Genomic DNA, 15024 nt, shown 5'->3' on the forward strand with positions numbered 1-15024 from the left:
ATCATATAATCAAAAGCAGACAGAGACGCTTTTGCACCTTCACCCGTTGCAATGATGATTTGCTTATAAGGCACAGTGGTACAGTCACCCGCAGCAAACACACCTTTGACATTGGTTTCGTTGCGCTCGTTGATGATGATCTCACCACGATTGCTTAACTCAACCTTCGAGTCTTTTAAGAAATCCGTGTTTGGCAACAAACCAATTTGAACGAAGATCCCGGCAAGCTCTACAGTGTGCTCAACATCAGTTGTACGGTCTTTGTATTTTAGTGCTGTGACTTGTTTGCCATCACCGACCACTTCAGTCGATAAGGCATTTTTGATCACAGTGGTGTTCGGTAAGCTGTTCAATTTGTCTTGAAGTACTTGGTCCGCACGTAGTTTGGTATCAAACTCAACCAAGGTTACATGCTCAACAATACCCGCAAGGTCAATTGCCGCTTCTACACCCGAGTTACCCCCACCGATCACTGCAACACGTTTGCCTTTAAACAGTGGACCATCACAGTGTGGGCAGTACGCCACACCACGGGTACGGTATTCAGCTTCACCCGGTACATTCATCTCTCTCCAACGCGCACCTGTAGACAGGATCACGGTTTTCGATTCAAGTTTTGCACCATTTTCCAAAGTCACTTCAACATTACCGTAAGTGGTTTGGTCTGCACCCACAATCGATTTCACTCGTTGTAGATTCATGATGTCGACACCATACTCACGGACATGTGCTTCCATTTCAGCTGCAAACTTAGGACCTTGAGTCTTTTGAACTGACGTGAAGTTCTCAATGTCCATGGTATCCATCACTTGACCGCCCATGCGCTCAGCCACGATCCCAGTACGAATGCCTTTACGAGCCGCATAGATGGCTGCGGTATTGCCCGCAGGACCACCCCCAATCACCAATACATCAAAGGCTTCTTTGGCATTGAGCTTCTCCGCATCTTTCGCAGCAGCGTTGGTGTCTAACTTGGCAATGATTTCTTCCAAAGTCATACGCCCTTGACCGATGTGTGCGCCATCTTGGAACAACATTGGAACGGCCATGATTTTACGTTCTTCGACTTCGTCTTGGAAGAATGCACCATCAATCATGGTAGCTGTAGTGCCTGGGTTGTTGATCGCGATTAAGTTCAAGGCTTGAACCACGTCAGGACAGTTATGGCAGCTGAGTGATACAAACACATCAAAGTTTGATTTAATGCCTAAGTCTTTAATTTGAGCCAACACTTCATCAGAAACTTTCGGTGCATAACCAGAAACTTGTAGCAAGGCCAAGATCAAAGAGGTGAACTCATGACCCATTGGAAGACCCGCAAAGAATACACGTGGTTGTTCACCTACTTTTGCAATTCCGAAACTTGGTGCACGGCTGTTAGTTCCGTCAAAACGCGCAGTCACCAGTGCAGACAATGCCGCCACTTCTTCAACCAGTTCTTTAATTTGATTTGATTTATCTGTGCCATTTAAGGTTGCCACGATTTCAATTGGGCTTTCAAGGCGTTCAAGAAGTGTTTTGAGTTGTGCTGAAGTATTTTGATCTAACATTGCTAACGTCTCCAAAGGAGTAAATGTTTATTTGATAAATGAATCATAGCCAAATCTTATAAACAGGTAAAACAGTTTGTTTTTATACAAACAATCGGTTTTTTGAATTCTATAATTATTGAGAATATTGGTTATACTTAAACCTAATAAATAACAATAAATCTAGCCATAATGAAAACAGTAAAATTTGATGCTAATCGTATTTTTAGAGAACCAGATCATTTTCTCCTCGCACCTCAACATTTACGTGAAAATAAAGAGTTTATCAAAAAGTGTTCAAATGAAAGTGGTGGAGACTTTTTCGTTTATGTGGAAGATAAGTTTAAACAAGATGAAGATTTTGTATTCGAAAACTCTTCTCTACATTCAAGCCCTTTATACTTAAAAGAATACAAAGGCTATACCTTTTGCAAATGCCTTTGGGGGAGAGCAAATTATTTCAGTATTCACAGGAAATATCGCTATTTCGATAAAGACATTGCCTTAGCAATTGCTTATGAAGGACGTAATCTTGATCAATATTCTCCAGAATTTGCTTTTAATAAAACAAGTGCTTTCCATTATGCTCGTTACTTTTCAAATAATTATGAAAACTTAAAACCAAAATTTCAGAACAATATTTATTTAGCAATGGCGGCATTGACTGATGATTGCGCTATTGATATCACCCAATATAAAAAAATCATCAAAAGTCGTTTATTTTGTCAAATGTACCTCATTTATGATGCCGAAAATATTTCAAAGATTCCAAAAAAGTTCCAGATGGAAGCCAAATTTGTTCAGCACGTATTGGCACATAATCCAGATTTTTACCCCCACATAAATACTCAATTTAAAGCTCAAGAAAAATACCTCACAATTGCACTCAATGCTCAGCGTCCAAAAATCTATGAATCCAATCACTCCAAATATGGCATTACACCACGTCGATCTACTCAGCCCGGAGATTTAATACTATCCGCTCCAGAGAAGTTTCAAACTACAAAAAATCTTTATCGTGCTGCGATGCTAGGTTTGTCTAATTTAAATGGCTATAAAGGGAAAATGAGTCTGGAAATTGCTCGAAAATTAGTTGAGCTTAATCCGAGGAATTTTCATGCCTTAAGCGATATTTATAAACGTCATGATCTGATTATTCGGACAACAATCCGAAAATATCCTGAAATTATTGTAGATATTGATCCAAAACACTCCAATTATAAAGCCTATGCAAAAATAGCCTTGCAAGTAGATGGTAGCTTACTCAGGTACATAAATGAAAATACATGGACAGATGCACTTATTTGCATTGCGCTGAAAAGTTCAGGATATAGTTTTAATTATTTAAACGATCAATTAAAAGATAATGAGAAATTTATAAAAATTGCGTTAAAGCAATCGGGCGAAATATTTAAAGAAATTCCATTAAGACATCAATCTAACCATGAAATCATTGGGTTAGCATTAAAAAATAAACCTGCAGTGTATGAATATTTACCCACTGCATTTAAAAATGACATCGAAATATGTGAATATGTATATACAAAACTTCCACGTATGATGGAATTTATGCCAAGAATATGTTTGACAAATAAATTAAAAATTGAAGAAGCATTAGAAAAAGATGGCCTAGCGTGGCCGTTTCTACCTTATAAGTTGAAACAAGATCATGGTTTAATGAATGTAGCCGAATCTCAAAATCCTTTGATTTTAGCTAAAATTCTTAATGAAAAAGAAGAAAAATTTCCGTTGGAATATATTAAATGGAGAAATCAAAATCATGACCTATACGCTGAACTTCCCCATGTTTTTCGTAATGATCCTGAGTTGTCTTTAGATGCAATCAAACTCAATATTGATAATATATATTTCCTACCTGTTGCATTGATGAAAAATGATGAATTTATGCAAAAGGTGTATAAAATTTTTCGTAAAGAATGTAAAAGACAGTGGAAGTTATTTAAGAACAATTGTGATCAACTCATTGCATAGTCGAATACACAAATAAGCATTGAATGTACCTTTTATAATAAGTTTAACAATATCTTGTTTATGTAAAACAGATTGAGAAATTTTACAATTCAATTCGAGCATCAAAAACAAAGATTTAGAAAGTGCGCTGACTCAAGCCTCTAAGTTTGCTTAACTATCCTTATACTTATGAAACAACTTTTAACTTTGCTATACTTAAAAATTAATCAATAACAATATAACTCATTCAAATGACTACCGAAAAATTCAAAATTCACCAACTGCTTAATGATCCGAGCCATTTCCTTTTAGCACCTAAGCACTTGCGCGAAAGTAAGGCTTTCATTGAGAAATGCTGTAATGAAGAGTTTGGAGATATTTTTATTTATGTCGACGAAAAATTCAAAAAAGATGAAGAGTTTGTATTTAAGAATGCTTCATTACGTGCGAGTCCCTCCTATTTAAAATTTATTAAAGGTTATGTTTTTTGTCATTGTATTCGAAGTTATGTCGATTATTTTGACATAACTCGACCTTTCCGCTACCACGATAAAGATATCGCATATGCAGTTGCGTATCGTGGAGGGACATTAGAATATCTTTCAGGGAGATATGCATTTAATAACATCACTTGTTTTTTCTTTAATAGCGATGATTCTTATAATTATTTTGAACTCACCCAAAAGCAGCAAAACAATCCTTATCTAGCCATGGCAGCAATTACTAAAGCTTATGATATTGATGTTAGTAATAAGCTGATGAATGACCGTAGATTTTGCCAAATGTACGTGATTTATAAAGCAGAGAAATTTGAAGTCATTGCTAAAAAATTTCGATCAGATGCCAAATTTGTTCAGCATGTATTGGCACGCAATCCAGATCTTTACCCATACCTAGATATCAAATTTAAAAATAAGAAAAAATATCTGAAAATAGCCTTGAATGCACAGCGACCTGATATCTATCATTTTAATCATTCTAAGTATGGCATTTGGGTGCATAGAACGACGACACCTGGAGATGTGCTGATGGCAGCTCCAGAAAAATTTCATAGCCTTCCCAATTTATATCTTGCAGCTTCACTAGGACTATCAACCTTGGAGGGCTATACAGGCCCGATGAGCGCTGAAATTGCACGCAAATTGGTTGAACTTCATCCAATCAATTACAATGCATTGGATGACAGTTTTAAAAATAATGACCTGATTATTAGAACCACTCTAAGAAAATATCCTCGAATGATTCAAAAAATTAATCCAACGCATCAGCATTATCTTGCCTATCTCAAAATAGCACTACAATTGGATGGTGGTTTGATTGAATGTGTTCCAAAAGAATTATGGACAGATAAATTGATCTGTACCGCACTCAAAAGTGCTGGCTACGCTTACAGTTCTTTTAGTAATGAATTAAAGAACAATGAAAAATGGATCAAAATTGCATTAAAGCAAGCTGGGGAAATGTATACAAACATTCCATTGGCCTATAAATCGAATCGTGAAATGATTTGGTTAGCATTAAGAAATAAACCCGCCATTTATGAACATTTACCGACCGAATTTAAAAATGACATCGAAATATGTGAATATGTATACGCAAAGCTTCCACGCATGATGGAATTTATGCCTAAACGAAATTTAGTTAACAGGGAATTATTGTTACAGGCATTGATGAAAGATGGTTTGGCTTGGGTGTATTTACCGCATCATTTAAAACGTGATTTAAGTTTAAAAAAACAAATATTTGAACAATGCGATATGACCGCGTCTGCTTTAGTGCCTAAATTATCAAATGAACTTGATCAACCTGATTACTTTGAAAGCCAATCTGAAAAAAAGAACTTTTACTATAAATTGTCTTTAAAAGATCGAGCCGACCCAGATTTGGCATTGATTTCTATTCAAGTTGATATAGACAATATTTACTTTTTACCTGTTTCACTGATGAAGAATGACGAATTTATGGAAAAGGTATATAAAATTTTCCGTAAAGAATGTAAAAGACAATGGAAAATATTCAAACACAATTGTAATCAATTGATTTCTTAAGAATTTCATAAATAATGAATATCTATAAATTAGATGAGTAAATGATCTAAACCAAATTATTCAATCGTTAAATTTGTAGAACACTCTATTGCAAAACTGAGCCTATTACTTGAATGCTAAAAAATCTAAAGTAGATCTCAATTAAATTCTAGTGATTACTTAGATGCAAAAAAAGCAATTTTAATGACAGAGTATTACTCAATCAGTTCTTTAAAAATCCATAAAGTTTCTACACCCGGATTAAAGGGCAATTATTCACAATCTAATCGCTACTGCATACCATAAAAGTAAGCTCATAAAATTATTGTTAAAGTTATCATTAGGTCTGAGATGATTTGAATAGGAATGTGAACTGATAATTTACAATTATCTCTCAATCTTTTAAGAAAAAATTCATAAATCTCAGATGTAATCTTCAAAGCTTCTAATTTGTCAAATCATATACCCGATACGAACTAAACACTCGACTCTTCAATCAATATCCTCCGTTACACAACAAAAAGAGTAAGTACATGAAAATTGAATTTGTTTTTGATATTGTTTATCCCATGAGTTATGTCGCATTCCAAAAATTAAAGAAAAACTGGAATGAACAAACTGCTTCGCGCATTGAACTTCTACCTATTCAAGCTGTTCCTGAGATTCCTGAACAAGGGTTAAATGTGCTTGAATACCTTACTGAAAAATATGGCTCAACTGCAGCACAAAGAAAACTGGAAATGACCAAATTTGAGGCTTATAGCGAAGACATTGAAGTGAATATTGAGCATATGAAACGTATGCCTAATAGTCGTTTAGCTCATCAAGCGATTTTGGCTTTGGAAAATACCTTAGATAAGTTTGCGCTGACTCAAGCACTTTTTCATGCCATATTTGCACACGGTAAAGATATTTCCGATGCTGATGTTTTGAAAAATATAATCGAAGGCATTGGTTTAGACGGCAATCATGTTCTACGTTCAATACAACATAAAGAAATCGCAGATCATCAACGTGATATCACCCAGTATGTTCAAAACTTAGGAAAACATCCGATACCCTATTTTATTGTCAACGGTGAAATCTCTGATGAAAGCTTTTCAACTCAGCAGATTAAAGATTTATTACGCCAAGCCAGCTAAGTCAAAAACAAAAATAAATCATCTCATTATAAAAAAATCCCGAATCAGCTTCGGGATTTTTTTATAATATCTGAATATTCTGTTTTTTAAATACCGTCAATCAGCTCTCAATCTGATATTGAATACGATTGATTCGACCTTTTAAACGTTGAGATATCGAATAAAAGATTAAGCTGAATAAAAATAACAATGCAGACAGAGCAATGAACGAAATATTTGCGAGTAGAGAAAGTTGATTTGCTTTTAACACTTTCGGTTCAATACTTTTCGCCAAAGGTGTCATCGCTTGACCATAAACTTGCTTCTGCATCGTCCAAATCACTTCAGGTTTAAAACCATACTCAATAAAGTTATGTTGTGTTCTTTCAGCCTGCGCCAGTTGTGCCACATAAGAAGTAGCAACATCCTTATCGATTGGCTTGTGCAATAATGCGACCTGCCCTAATACATATGCTTTGACCGTATTATTGCTATTATCCTCATTCATAATTTGTGCAATTTCACTTTCTTGAATATGTTGTTTGTAATAAGTCAATTCATATTGATCTTGTTCATCATCATCACTCATATCATATTGAATATAAGTCAAAGCAGACCAAATCAGAATGATAGAAATCAGCCAAGCAACAAATTTAAGTATGAAAGACTGAAATCTGATTGCAAAAAACTTAAACTTTTTCAAAAAATGAATGACTACAAATGCACCGATCATCGAACAAAAAATTTTCAAGATGAACCAACCCATCCAACCCAATAAATTAAATAAATAATCCGGTTGATTGTGGTATTGAGAAATAATGCCCTGAATCGAATACGGAACATGCAATTGTTCAACGCTTTGAGTCATTCCAAAAAAACTATAGACAACATCCTGCTGAATAAAAATCGCAACAAAACTGACTAGAAACAAACTACCGGTCAACACACTCATTAGACTCAGCTTGTTTTGACGCTTTTGTAATACGTTTAAACCTGTTGCGATCTGTTCGGATTTAACAGGATGATCTTCTACAGTTTTCAATCAAATGACCTCGACGATATGACCTATGAATGTGTTTGGTTATTACTGGAGTCAATAACCAATTGTTGCAAATTGGTTTGTAATGCACGAATCCGTGTAGATGCCTCCTCACGCTTCTGCATACCCTCTTTCTGAATCTGAATCACATCATTTACGGTATTAATGAGGGTATTCTGTACATGTTCAAGGGTTTCAATATCAATCACTGAACGCTGATTGGCTTTCGCAGTATCAACAGAGTTCTGATGCAGTAAATCTGCATTACGCTTCAACAAATCATTGGTCGCATCATCAATGCTATTTGCCAATTGCACACTATTCTTTTGCTCATTCAACGAAATGGCTAAACTGATCTGGTTTTTCCACGCAGGCAAGGTAATATTTTTAATTGCGTAAAATTTATCGACCAACATCATATTATTCGACTGAATAATACGAATCATCGGCAAGGTTTGCATTGCAGACTGCTGTAATACCTGCAAATCACTGACGCGTTTTTCAAGATTATTGGCGAGATGATTCAGATCATACACACGCTGATTGGTTTGCTGATCTTGCTCCTGTGCCGAAAGTGTCGAAATTTCTTGTTGGATTTCCTGTTGTTTAAGACGCCCTGCTGCGATATAGACACCTAATTGCTTATATTCATCTTGCACGCCTTCGAACATTTTATCCAAAGTACCCACACGTGCCTTCAAACCATTTTGCGACGTTTCTATTTCTTTCACCAAAGCATCAATTTGCTCTTTCGTGGTATTAAAATGCTGATCAAAGTTTTGCTTCGCACCTCTAAACTTACTTAAAATTCCACCCAAAAAACCACTACTTTTCGGTTTATTTAAAATACTTGACGTATTCAGTTGCTGTGCCACATTCACGACTTCATTGAGCTTTTGACCCGTTACATCGAGGTCTTTATTTTTGACCAAGTTAAGCAATTCATCAGTATACGTTGAAGTCTTGGTTGCAATATTCTTACCGTACTCAGCAACACTAGAATGATTCATATCTGCCAACTCTTTACGCGCTGTCTGTACGGCTTGAAAATCTTGAGGTTGCAACCCAATTTCTTTCAAGTTCATTTTTTCAAAGTCTTGCTGTTGAAGCTCTGTAGATACTTCAGTGGATGACTTCACCAATAGTTCTGAATTTGAATCTGACATGATATCCCCTTATTTTTTATCTAATGATTTCTGTAATGATTGAATGAGTTTTTCTCGGCTTTTATCAAGCTCATCTAAAGTAGTCTGTGTGTTTCCAGAACTATTTTTTTGCTGTTGACTCTGTTTTAAATGATATTGCCAAGCAGGAATGAGGACTTGCTCAGCTTCTTTAAAACGATCCATCAAGCTGAATGAAAGTTGTTGTGTAAGTTGCATTTGCGCCAGAGCAATGTCATTACTGGCTTGCAAGGTCTGCAAAGTATTAATCTTCTTCGAGAGCCGATCTTCAAAATTGTTTAAAGGATGCAAATTTTTCACAAAATTAGGGTATTCGACTAGAAATTCTTGTGCAGCACGAATATATTTCGCCATTTGTTCACGTAAACCGTTGGCTTGTTGAAAGCGTGATTGTGACTTTTGAATCTCAATTTGAAGCTTTTGACTCAATTGTTGGGCTTGATGAATATTACGATCCAAATCTTTAAGATATTTAATTTTGCCAGCATTGAATTCTAAATCTAAACCCAACCAACGTTGCAGGGCATTAAATTTTTTAACTTTGAGCGATTTTTTGGATTGATTCAGTTGTTGAATAATATCGGCAATGACATGGCTCAGCTGTTGTGTAAGTTGAGGGTCAACCCCATTTAACAAGGCTGCTTGTGATTGAATCAAATGATCAGCATAATGATTCAGACGAACTTGATCATCCAACAGGGGTACAAGATCATTGCGTTTAATCGCGATAAGCTCATCGGGACTCACCGTAATTTGATCAAGTGGAACAAGCTCAGAAAATTGCTTCATATCATTAAAATAAATTCGTAATCTGTTTATAGTAAATAGTTATATGCGTTCTAATGTAGCAAATTGCAATGAAACAACGGCAATTATCATTCACTTTATATTTACTCAAATCGTTATGCAATCACAAATACTTAAATCGTTAACGCATCTAAATCGAATTAAAAACCCGCTGTATTCAGCGGGTTTGATGTAACGTTGAGGAGGTCAATTAAAAAAACATCACTGTTATTGCTTTAATGACGACGTGATACCTGTCTCGCTCTATACCCAAGTAAACCTGCCAATCCCAACAATGTGAACCAACTGATTGAACCCCCTCCACCATTGCTCCTCACACTACCTGGAGCAGTCGCCGTATTATTTAAGTGAATTTTTCCAGTACCTGAGGGTGCGCCATCTGCGTCGTAAACGACATAATCGACTTTATAAGAAAACACATCTAATGTATTTTTCAATTGTAAGGTGACATTACCACCATAACACGTGTATTTACTGTCTAAATTCGGACATGGGCCTGAACGATCTGCCCGTATAGCGATTGGATCTGGTAAGTTCGTAATACGAATGGCTTGCGTTTGACCTTGAGGATTTAGAAAGAATGCAGACTTGTTTGAATTCGTTAATGTACTCACCAGTCCATCACCATCATCATTGGCACCTTTGAGCAAATCAATACTGACACTTTGAGTTCCACCATGATCAACAGTGATATCTAATTTCTCAGGAACAACTGGGGCAATATTGGTAAAACGACCTAAAATATAAGCACTTGCAGATTTAGAGGTTTGCTTATTTTTAAGGGTGTACTGACATACTTCAAAATCACTGTCTGCGGTGACACGATCATCTTCTCTATAAAGCATGATCTGTTTTAAATTACTATTCCAAGTACACTTTAATCGTGTGTCATCCTGACCGATAAATAAGCCATCTGAACCCAGTTTACCGACACCTGTTCTCACTACAGATACTTCATAGTTGTCAGGATTTAAATGCTGAATTTGACGCGCACCATTCACCACTAATTCATCAGGCATATTGGCTGTAAAAGGATCAATAAAAATAGTTCTGTATTTTTGATCTGATTGTGTATATCGAATTAAGTTACTAAATTCATCACGGCGCAGTTGATAATATTTTAATAATTCAGGTTTGGTTTCTTTATTATTTATCAGATCATTGAACAAGTCATAATTGGCTTGATAGTTTGAAATTAAACCTGTTACGGATTTATTGGTATCCGTAATATTTTGAACTGTTAGATGTAACACTTCAGTTGAACCGATATCACAGCTGTTACTCTTCATACTTGCAGTGGTTGACTGTGATGATAAAGCCCGTTTAATGCCTCTCTGATCAAACTCAGAACAACCGCCATTACCTCCTGCATCAATCAGACTCAAACCTGTTTTTTCAAGTGGAAAATACATTGGTAGAAAATCTGTATATTCCTGATCTATTTGTAGTGAGCTTAAAAGGTCACTTATTTTTAATCCATTGATATCAACTGAATTCTTGATTGCATAATCCAGACTCGTTTTAGGTAACTCGCAATCTGCATTACTCAGATTCATTGCATTTTTTTCAGTCTCTATATTCGCATTATTGACAGTGGCAATATCTCCACTGTTATATTTACACGATTTAGCTGAGTTAAATGCAAGGATATTATAATTTAGAGTTTTCTTCGCTGTTGCATCATAAAGTAGTGCAGTAGAAGCAGTATTCTCTACGATACTATTGCTTAATAAACCTAAACTAGAATTTGGGCTTAGATTATTGAGAGTTGCTCCAGTAAATCCACTAAATTCAATGATCCGTCCTGTATTTGAATTGACTATATTTTTACTGATGGTACTTGTCGAAATAAGGGCTGTGGGTTGACCACAATAAGCCAATGTGCTTTGGCTGTTCGCATCACCATTTGCAATGATACTACTTCGGTTAATTGCAATATTTCTCGTGGTGTAATTTAACCCATCTAAACAAGTCATGGCTAGAACACTACCAGTCACCGCTTTATTATCTTTGAGTACAGAACCTGTAATGGTTAGATGACTATTGATATCATTCAGGAATATCGCACCACCTTTATCAGCCTTTGAACCTTGAATCACCACATTGATGAGTTCAGCATTGCCACCTAATAGAAGAGCGCCTCCAGCACCCACGTTATAACCATCAGCCAATACAATATTCTCTAGGGTTAAACTCGGCTTTTCCAAATTGATGGTATTAAATAAACGCGATGAACCTTGGCCTGAAATCGTTGTTTTTAATGGTGTTTTTGCTGGATAATCATTATTAATCGTATTGGGTCTTGTAAAGTCAGCAGGCTCTTTACCAATGATATAAAGCGGAGAATTAGGTGTCAGTTCTCGCTTGAGCAGATAAGTTCCTGCTTCTAATTGAATCTTTTTAACATTAGAAGCATAGCGATCCCCTTTTGGACAGCCACCATACGGCTGATGAGTCGAAGCTGCGGTTACAGCTTCTCGCAACGAACATTTACTCGGATTTTCACCATCCTCATCATCGAAGGTGGTCACTAGAATGGTAGTATCCTCGGCTGCCATAAGTGACATCGCCGCCAATACAGCCATTGTTAAGAGTCCTTTTGTGAATTTTTTCATCACTCATCCTTATTTTTATTTTGTCGATATACTTTTATCGTTTTGTTTGGCGACGTAAACCAATCAAGCCCAACAACCCTATTAAACCCGCAACACCAAAACCACCACCAGAAGTTTTCACACTATAATCTTTAAATGTATCAGGTGGATCTTGGACGACATTTGTTTTGATCTCAATCCGTTTATTTAAAGAATCACTAAAGTAAGTTGTGGTTGTAATGACCGAAATCTTAAATTGATCACTTCCATGAAAATCACTGCCAGGTTGATAACTAATATCACCTTCCTGTGTAAGTGTTAATTTCCCTTTGGATGGGACATGATCTGATTGGATTATTTTTAAACATCCAGGTTGCCAAGTTCCACCGTTCGGTTCATTACCAAAAAGATTTTGACACTGTGCTGGTGTAATGAGTTCTCCATCGACCAGTTGATCACGTATCGACATTTTAGCAACGTCGCCGTATTTGATATCAGCTCCAACAAGTTCAATGCTATTTAAATCGACCTTAAGCTCGACTGCCCCACGGTCACAAAGATCTCTTATATTATTACGTGGAAAAGGTCTTTGATCAGACGTTTCACATGAAATAAACGTCATACCTGATGTCGGACCTTTATTCACGATAGGTGAATCATTCAGACTACGATAACTTTCTAATAATCTCGGTCTAAAATAACCTAAACTTGAATCTGGATACTCTTTAAAAGGACATAAAATACCATCTGATGTAATATCACACGTACCTTCGACAGACGATGAAGCAATCAGATTAGTGCTACCCAAGCTTTGAGAAAGCGTTCCAGCGCAACCATTTGAATATAAGTTATTACTCAAATTATTGGCGATCCCCCCTTGGCGAATAGTGCAATCTTCAGTTCCATTTTTAGCCAAGATACTGTTGCCAACAAAACCAAGCTCTAGCGGCGCGTCTAGAATCAATCCTTTGGTGTTAAAAATCATGGTGATATTGTTGACGGACATTTTATCCATGACCCGGATGGTATGACCTTTATTGTTAAAAATCGTGCTGTTTACCATCCCTCTGGCATCACTCTTAATATTTGGAATTGAATCTTTTTCAAATCCCTCCAAACTATCAAATAATGCAGCAGATGCTCCGGTCACCTCATTATCTCTAACAATAGAAGATTTGACTAAGTACTGTGGCGTAACACTATATATAACTGCCCCTGTTTCAGCCTTATTGCCTTGCATCACCGAATTCGTAATGGTGACAAAACCAGGTGTCTTTAGAAGATCAAATTTGCCTGCGCTGTAAATTGCCCCACCTAACGTCGCTTTTCCATTCAACAGTTGTGAGTTATTTAAATTCAATACCTCTTTATTATAAATAAGACCACCTTGCTCTTTGCAAAGTATGGCATCACAACCTTTTAAGGTAATTTCATGAAAATTTACCTGAATTGGAGCATTATCATCATCTTTTGTTTCAGTTGTTTCTGATTTTCGATCAATATTGAAAATGCGATCTATACCATTCATTTTGATCACAGCATTCTGTTTTCCCAACAAGTTGCTGTTTAAATCAGATTCATAGCGAGTTCTAAACGTCACATCTTTCGAGATTAGGATTTCTTTATTTAAATGGTAAGTAAGAGATTCGAGATTAATATTGTTTGTTGTTTCTTTACCTCCACAGCCATTGTAGCCTGCTTCTGGTCGACCTTGATTGATATACTCTATTGCTTCACGCAGTGAGCACTTATCATCTGCAGCAGTTACGTCTTCAGTAGTATTAACAATGATATCCGCTGCGAAAGTTTGACCAGCGAAACACAATAAAACCAAGCTTATGCTTTGTTTAAGCATAGAGAACTCCTTGTTTTCTTTATTTTTATAATCAGCGCAACATAAAAATGTAACACTATTATTCCTTTTCGCGTACTTTGTCACATTTGGTCAATTTAAACAATTTTTTTTGGGTTACAGATTATTATTTTCGACGAATGAAATTCATGGTCAAAAAAATTTAAATTTAGATATTTTATTGCTTATATTCATCAATCAATGCATAGATTTGCTTGATCGTCGCATTAGACAGTTTCACTTTCTCCCCTTGTAACAACTTTTCCAATTGCTCTAAGGATTGAAGTAAGGTGCTGGTCTGAGTCGGACCATGCATCAGTAAGTAATCAATGATTTGTGGATCAAAATGAAGACCTTTACGCTCTATTACTGAGGTCAGTAATGCCAATCGATCTGCATAGGACTGTCCAGTAGGCACTTTCACACTGACAGCCTGTGTTAAGCGTGACTGCAAATCAGGAAGCTCAAGCTTAAGCTCTATCGGTGCAACACGAGAGGAGAAAACCAATTGTCCTCCTCCCTCATTATTATTATTAATCAGATGAAATACTGCTTTTTGCCAATGAGGCACACCACTAATCGCTTCAATATCATCTAAGGCAACTAAATCATACATTTCCAGTGAAGTAATTGCTTCAATCGGTGCATCCAGTAATTCGAGTAGAGAAACCTTGATTGCAGACTTTCCCACTTCCAAATAAGAATCACAAATCGCTGTCAGCAAATGACTCTTACCCGTGCCTGCTCCACCGTAAAGATAAAAACGGTTCATCAGTCCGGCATGTAACTGTCTAACGCCATCGATTACAGGCCCCCAACCCGGACCAGAGAAATCACTGATTCGAGCATCGAGTTGGGGTTCTATATTCAATTGTAATTGACGCATCTAATGAAAGTGCC

Annotated in this window: 10 protein-coding genes; 3 read left to right on the forward strand and 7 right to left on the reverse strand. The window is 36.4% G+C overall.

Features of this window, described 5'->3' with window-relative positions:
- On the reverse strand, positions 1-1550 hold a 1550-nt coding region (gene ahpF / locus AC5YD2_RS03960; RefSeq protein ID WP_496125072.1), incomplete at its 3' end, for an alkyl hydroperoxide reductase subunit F.
- Positions 1551-1721: 171 nt separating this feature from the next.
- On the opposite strand from ahpF, the gene AC5YD2_RS03965 reads away from it, so the two are divergent.
- The 3 genes from AC5YD2_RS03965 to AC5YD2_RS03975 all read left to right on the forward strand — a co-directional run bounded on the left by AC5YD2_RS03965 (position 1722) and on the right by AC5YD2_RS03975 (position 6669).
- A complete protein-coding gene (locus AC5YD2_RS03965) occupies positions 1722-3521 on the forward strand; it encodes a DUF4116 domain-containing protein (protein WP_496125073.1) in 1800 nt (599 codons plus the stop codon).
- A gap of 230 nt (positions 3522-3751) precedes the next feature.
- A complete protein-coding gene (locus AC5YD2_RS03970) occupies positions 3752-5548 on the forward strand; it encodes a DUF4116 domain-containing protein (RefSeq protein WP_496125074.1) in 1797 nt (598 codons plus the stop codon).
- 512 nt (positions 5549-6060) lie between these two features.
- Positions 6061-6669 carry a DsbA family protein gene (locus tag AC5YD2_RS03975; protein ID WP_496125075.1) on the forward strand — a complete coding sequence of 203 codons (609 nt, stop codon included), beginning with the start codon at positions 6061-6063 and terminating at the stop codon, positions 6667-6669.
- Positions 6670-6769: 100 nt separating this feature from the next.
- Here AC5YD2_RS03975 and AC5YD2_RS03980 read toward each other — a convergent pair whose 3' ends face one another.
- From AC5YD2_RS03980 to hda, 6 genes are all read right to left on the reverse strand, one after another.
- Entirely contained in the window at positions 6770-7690 is a 921-nt protein-coding gene (locus AC5YD2_RS03980) for a hypothetical protein (protein ID WP_496125076.1), read from the reverse strand.
- Between the two features lie 23 nt (positions 7691-7713).
- Positions 7714-8853: a toxic anion resistance protein gene (locus AC5YD2_RS03985; protein ID WP_496125077.1), complete on the reverse strand. Its 1140-nt coding sequence runs from the start codon at positions 8851-8853 to the stop codon at positions 7714-7716.
- Positions 8854-8862: 9 nt separating this feature from the next.
- A complete protein-coding gene (locus AC5YD2_RS03990; protein ID WP_496125078.1) occupies positions 8863-9660 on the reverse strand; it encodes a tellurium resistance protein in 798 nt (265 codons plus the stop codon).
- 233 nt (positions 9661-9893) lie between these two features.
- Entirely contained in the window at positions 9894-12293 is a 2400-nt protein-coding gene (locus AC5YD2_RS03995; protein ID WP_496125079.1) for a CSLREA domain-containing protein, read from the reverse strand.
- A 34-nt stretch (positions 12294-12327) separates the two neighbouring features.
- Positions 12328-14127: a rhombotarget A gene (gene rbtA, locus AC5YD2_RS04000; protein ID WP_496125080.1), complete on the reverse strand. Its 1800-nt coding sequence runs from the start codon at positions 14125-14127 to the stop codon at positions 12328-12330.
- A gap of 175 nt (positions 14128-14302) precedes the next feature.
- Positions 14303-15010 (reverse strand): DnaA regulatory inactivator Hda, encoded by a 708-nt coding sequence (hda, locus tag AC5YD2_RS04005; protein WP_496125081.1) that lies wholly within the window; start codon positions 15008-15010, stop codon positions 14303-14305.
- Positions 15011-15024: the final 14 nt, after the last annotated feature.

Source organism: Acinetobacter sp. CY73 (assembly GCF_059515865.1).